Origin of the sequence: Prevotella sp. P3-92 (genome assembly GCF_002251205.1) — a bacterium.
Lineage (GTDB): Bacteria > Bacteroidota > Bacteroidia > Bacteroidales > Bacteroidaceae > Prevotella.
This window is the reverse complement of record NZ_NPJE01000027.1, coordinates 44,118-50,117: the sequence shown is the minus strand read 5'-3', so window position 1 is coordinate 50,117 and position 6,000 is coordinate 44,118. Positions and strand designations below refer to the sequence as shown.

At 44.6% G+C, this 6,000-nt stretch carries 4 protein-coding genes; all 4 read right to left on the bottom strand.

Annotation, left to right across the window (positions count from 1 at the left end; genetic code table 11):
• Positions 1 to 193: 193 nt before the first annotated feature.
• The 4 genes from CIK93_RS04465 to CIK93_RS04450 all read right to left on the bottom strand — a co-directional run bounded on the left by CIK93_RS04465 (position 194) and on the right by CIK93_RS04450 (position 5,739).
• Positions 194 to 463, bottom strand: a complete 270-nt coding sequence (locus CIK93_RS04465; RefSeq protein WP_144007615.1) for a hypothetical protein — start codon at positions 461 to 463, stop codon at positions 194 to 196.
• Between the two features lie 432 nt (positions 464 to 895).
• Positions 896 to 1,120, bottom strand: coding sequence for a hypothetical protein (locus CIK93_RS04460; protein WP_094446700.1), 225 nt, complete (start codon positions 1,118 to 1,120; stop codon positions 896 to 898).
• 302 nt (positions 1,121 to 1,422) lie between these two features.
• Positions 1,423 to 5,448 (bottom strand): non-ribosomal peptide synthetase, encoded by a 4,026-nt coding sequence (locus CIK93_RS04455; protein ID WP_094446699.1) that lies wholly within the window; start codon positions 5,446 to 5,448, stop codon positions 1,423 to 1,425.
• 12 nt (positions 5,449 to 5,460) lie between these two features.
• A complete protein-coding gene (locus CIK93_RS04450) occupies positions 5,461 to 5,739 on the bottom strand; it encodes a hypothetical protein (protein ID WP_094391827.1) in 279 nt (92 codons plus the stop codon).
• Positions 5,740 to 6,000 lie beyond the last annotated feature (261 nt).

Genomic DNA, 6,000 nt, shown 5'->3' with positions numbered 1-6,000 from the left:
GTTCACGCATGTCTGGAGATACCTGCGAGAGCACTAATTTCACAAAATCCAAGCCTTTTCCAAGTTTTGGCATGGCTGGAGCAGTCTTTGTTGTAATGTCGTAAGTCATTATATTACAGCTTTTTAGGTTGAAATTTTATATACCCTCAAAAAAACAACTGTAACTGATATTAACTGATATTTTGGCTAGAATTCACACTCCCTCTCCGAGGCCTGTTGCACTATCTACCAGTTTGGCAACCTGCCTCAGTTCTTTGGCAGCTTCCATACAGAACTTAGCGAAAGTGAGTTTCTCGTTGTAGTCTGGGCGATTGAACGTAGGATAGATAGTCCCGTCAGGTTTTCTATTCACGTTGATATACCGTCCCACAAACACGTGTGGGTTACGCTTTACCGGCCATAACGCCTTTGCCACATGCTCCACGAAGAGGTAATGATTTGGCAATAGTTTTAACTTCTCCAATATTCATACGGTTGCTTGGCAAGCAACTCTTTTCTTTTGGCAAATTTACTCAGGTTTTAGAAATGCATGAATTTAAACTGACATGTCAGTGTTTTTGGTAAGTTCTGATTAAACTTTGCAAACTTCAGCTATTCCCTGATGCAAAGATACTTAGGTTTTAGAAATGCAAAAATAAAGACTGACATGTCTGTTTTTTGGTAATAGAAAATGAGTTTGACACTTTGACACCCTATAGCCTTAATCGGTTTCTTATCAAGAGAATCATCCTCAGAAGGCTAAACAAGACTCCCTACTTGTTCCCTTGATGAATTCGAACCCTTCCCAGAGGATTGAAAATTCACAAGACAGACAAGAATCAGGAACCTGTCCCCTGATCCTCCCGAAACTTGCAATGTATTAGCATTTTTGTCCGCAATTCCTCTCGGTTCTCCTTCATATAGGATATTCCCTTCTATCCTTCTCCTTTACAATCGTTCTCCAATGTTCGGCAGAATATTCAAAAGTCAAACCATATTCTTTGGCATCTTCAATCAGCACCTGGCGTAGCTCTTCCGAAACACCGCCAACGGAGTAAGTTGGTGCTGCGTTTGCTTCTGTTGTCAGGACGAGTGCTGCTGCGAGCACTGTCGTCCTGTCGAGTAGTTTTTTTATGTTCATATCAATCAAAATGGGTTCTTCGTTTTCGACTGCAAAGTTACGTCGAAAACATTTTCCTTACAATACCAAATAATTATAAAATCCTCATAATCGCATTAATACACTCATTTTCCCGTAGTTTTTTACTAATATCTCGGTATATTAATTCCTTACAAAATGTTCAAAATACCTACTATCATTATCCTGTTTCCGTCATCCTATTTACGCCCTACAAATCCCCTCCTTACCTCGTTTAAGGTATTAAAAGTGGCGGCAGTATCGTACTGAAGACATCAGTATTAAAACTTTTGCGACTATGATTATCAAAACGAGAAACTATTTAATACAATGTCCTGTATTCTGTCGAGAATGTCTTTCCGGTCTCGTACTTCCATATGGTTGCAGTCGAGAAGATGGCAGGGAGAAGCGGGATAATGGGAGTTCCAATTGTCTATGTTCCCCTTCCACGATTTTCTCATCTTTTCGTTTTCTTCTCTGGTCTTTCCCTCGTCATTGGCTTGGTTCTCATGCAGGATGGGCTTGTTGACCATAATGTTCACTACGGTGCCATCGTAGTTTAATTCGGGCATATCGGCATATACCTTGTTGAAGATTTCAAGGCGACGGTCGTTAGACTTCTGAGTGGTATCAAGGTTCAGGAAATAATAGTTCTTGCGGTCATATACGGCTTCGATGTTCACCACACTGAGATTAATGCCGGGATGACGCTGACTCATAAACTTGGCAAATGCGATGGCTATTTCGGCTCCGATGCAATAACCGGTCAAGAAAAGGACTTGCTTGTCTCTCAATGCCACCATCATAAGGTCTTCGTATGTTTCAAACAAAACTTGGAGGGAGACATCCTTGCCGCCAATGAAGAAATTGTATATCGACTCGATGTTAAAGACCGAGAAGTTCTTCTCGAAACTGGAAATGACAGGCATGTTATAAGGGTATGACTCCACAAAACCGTTGAAATAAATAATCACCGGCTTTCTCTCGTCGGTACCCTCGCCCCAAGAGTATAGGTTCCTGTCGATGTTGTCTGTTAAGTTCTTCACACTCTTGAACTTCAAAACGTCGAAAGTGGTGAAGAAGACATAGGCTTTGGATGCCGACATATGAACAAAATCATCCAATAGAGCCTTGTTCATTCCCGCCTCAAAGAGGTCGGTATCGGCATCAATTCCTTCTGTGCCCATCACCTCCCTGGCTATGGAAAGGAGTTTAAGGCAAGCGTTGTCGTCGGTGTTGTCAAGCATTGTGTCGATAAGCCGTGCCATGCCTTCGAGAGTGGGATTCTCGTAGATGTTGGACGCGTTGACGGAGATACCGAAATGCTTGTGAATTCCATATACGAGTTGAATGACCATTATCGAATCGCCACCCAAAGAGAGGAAACTGTCGTTACTGTCTATAAAATCCTTGTTTAGCAGGTCGCCCCAAATCTTTACAAGACGTCTTTCCGTCAAAGTGGTTGGCGCATTGTAGTTGGCAAGGTCTGTCTCGGAAACTGGCATAGGGAGTTTTTGCCTGTCGATTTTACCGCTCGTGTTGTATGGAAATGCCGTAAGCGGCACAATAGCCGACGGAACCATATAAGAAGGGAGACGGTTGAGGACATGGGCTTTAAGGTCATCAACAGGGAATTTTTCCGCGTCAGGAACGAGGAGATAAGCCACAAGCATTTTGTTTCCGTTGTTTTCCCTTATCATTGCCAAGACATTCTTGATGCCATTGCCAAATTCCGAGATTATCGTCTCCACCTCGCCCAACTCTATTCGGAAGCCGTTCAGCTTCACCTGATGGTCGGTGCGTCCGAGGAACAACAGATGCCCGTTGCGGTCACGCATCACAAGGTCGCCGCTCTTGTAGAGTACGAGATTACGGTGGTTTTTCCTGTCGTCGTCGGATGCAAAGGGATTGGATATGAACTTGGTTTGGTTAAGGTCTGGCCTGTTGATGTATCCGTCAGACAACTTTACTCCACCGATGTATAGCTCTCCCACGGCATAGTCGGGCACCATGTTCTGATGGCTGTCGAGCACATAGGAAGCTACACCTGGCATGCTGGTGCCAATATCGTTGACGGCAGATCGAGGCGTAACGATGTTGTATGTTACATCGACACAGTTTTCCGTAGGTCCATAGGCATTGATAAACAACCTGTCCTTGCTCCAAAATTCTATTACATTATTATTCGTCAAATCGCCTCCTACCACTATAGTCTTCAAGGCTGGCAAATCCGTATGGGGCAAGGTGACAAGAAGCACTGGCGGAATGTTTATGAGCGAAATCTTGTGACGAGTGAGGAAACCAAGCAGCAGGCTCGTGTCCCTTCTCTCTTCCTCCAAGGGCAGATAGAGTGTAGCTCCGATGGCAAGAGATGGAAAGATTTCCACCACGGAGGCGTCGAAAACAATGTTGGCAAACTGCATTACCCTCGACTCTTCTGTCATCTTCTGCAAGGCAATGTTGTTGACAATAGTTTGGCTAAGCATTGAGTGCCTAATTGGAACGCCCTTCGGCTTGCCCGTTGTCCCGGAGGTGTAGATGATGTAGGCGACATCGTCTGGAAGAACCTGGGGCAAAGCCACAGATTCGTCGTCGGCAATGATGTCAGCTGCACTTGGGTCAAGACACGGTAGAGTGCCGAACATATCACGTGTTTCCCTATGGGTGAACACAAGCCGTAGGGAAGCGTCGTTGACGATAAATGCGATGCGGTCCTTCGGATGGTGGATGTCGATGGGCACATAGGTGTTGCCTGATTTCAGTGTGGCGAGTATTGCCACAATCATATCGATGGTCTTGGGCAATGCAATGCCGATATTGGACCGTGCAATGCCCATGGCATGCAGTTTGCGGGCAAGGACATCGCTCCGTTTGTCAAGTTCAGAATAAGTGATTTCTTGTTCCTGATGCACCACTGCAATGTGGTTGGCATGTTCCATCGCCTGTTTTTTGAACATACAGGTGAAGGGATCGTGGTTGGAGGCAAGTTGTAGGTTTGCCTGCTCAATCTCTATGAGTTCTTGCTGTCTTTGAGGGTCGATGAGCCTTATCTGCGACAACAAGACTTTGGGATTGTCCGTCACCTGTCGGAGGATGTATCCGAAGGTGTGGCCCAGCATCTTCACATATTCCAATGATATGGTTTGCTTATAGCGCAAGTCACAAGTCAGTTGTTTGTCGGCGTCGATGACAAGAAGCAGTTCGGCAGACACGTTGGTGTTGACGTGTCGCCAATCCAACACCTCGCAATCTTTGAAATCAACGGTTAACTCATCCAGTTTCAGAGGATAGTTAATGCTGAAATTAAAAGAGTCCCTTATGGCGTTGTGGGTCTTTGGCAGATAGTCGCCATAGATGGCAAAAATATGCTGTTGCTCTGCCATACGATTGGAGTTGGAGTATTCCAGAAGGTCGGTGAAAGACTTGTCGGAAAATTCGCTGAAAGGGTATTTGATGGGGAAATTATTTACAAACACGCCTAAAAGCGGACAACCCTTGGGACGCATGTTCAAGGCGTGGTCCAAGGCTATGGCACTGGTGTTAAGCACCTTAGACAGTGTAAGAGTCCAAACGGCGGAATAGACTCGAAAATGGGTGGTGTTGCATTGCTTGCATAGCCCGCTGACCTTAGAGTCCATCTCCTCTCCAAGGCGGAAACGCCAGGTGTTGGGCGCATCTGTGGTCTTGGTGTTGTCATACACTGTCTGAGGCAGTATCACCTTCACCGGCACATCTTTGATATATTGCTTCCAATATGCGGTGTCGGCGGCATTGTTTGTCTTGAACTGACTGTCGAGCACCTTGTTGAACTGCAAGAGTTGTTCAATTTGGTTTTCAGCGACATACCTGTTGTCCATCAGCTGATTGTAGATGGTTGTCAGGCGGTCGAAGAATGTCCTTATCGACATACCGTCCATAACCAAATGATGGAACGAATGGAGCAGATAGTGGAGTTCTCCCTTCCTTATGCAGCAGAAACGGCAAGGCAGCTCACGACCAAGGTCGAAGGGCACATTGACAAGGTCAGACAGCATCTTTTCAACGTGTTCAGCATCAGTGTCTTTGTCAATGGTGAGGAGCTTGAACGGCAGTTCAAAATTCTCCTGTGGAACGAAATAGGGATTGCCGTTATCGACCTCGACGATGGAAGAAAACGGCGGATATTCAACCATTATCTTCCTGTATGCCTCCTTCAGGACAGGCAACGACAGATTTCCCTTGATGATAAAGGTATGGTTAGGGTCGTTATATTCTGTGGACGGCGATTTCAACAAATCGTCCATCCAGAATTTTTCTTGAATAACATTTAATCTTATCCTTATTCGTGTCATTGTGTAATCTCATTAAAAGACATAAGAAACCTTGGCAAGGAAGTTAAACTTCTGCTGTGGTATTGGCAATATGAAACTCCCGCCTTGGTAATAGTCTTTGTTCAACATGTTGTAGAAATCTACCGATGCCTTAATCTTCGAGTACTGACAGTCGATGCCCGAATTGACAATCACCCTTCCGTCGATTTGATATTCAGGATTCATCACATTATTCTCTCCTATGAACACTGTTGGCAGCGAGATAGGTGAATACTGTTTTGAGAGAACCTGGACATTTGCACGCAGGTTCATGCGCCAACCATTTCGCCGTTCACTTCTTCTCGACTAAGACCAGCTTCAATCTGTTTAAGTCTTTACTTCCCATAATTAATCAATTAAATTTTATGGCTAAGTTATTTCCTTTTTTCGAGATAAACGAAGGAAAATCGGAAAAACTCCATTTCTGAGTGTAAGATTTAACTTTTCATGCGCAATTTGCTACTTGGATTTATGATTCATTTACACAATCATCCGCATAACAATTGTAAGGAATGGCTGTATGAAAATTGGGGG

What these genes read in the sequence shown, in the direction of transcription:
- CIK93_RS04455 (WP_094446699.1), bottom strand. Translation starts at nt 5,448, where the DNA reads ATGACACGAATAAGGATAAGATTAAATGTTATTCAAGAAAAATTCTGG.
- CIK93_RS04450 (WP_094391827.1), bottom strand. Translation starts at nt 5,739, where the DNA reads ATGAACCTGCGTGCAAATGTCCAGGTTCTCTCAAAACAGTATTCACCT.
- CIK93_RS04460 (WP_094446700.1), bottom strand. Translation starts at nt 1,120, where the DNA reads ATGAACATAAAAAAACTACTCGACAGGACGACAGTGCTCGCAGCAGCA.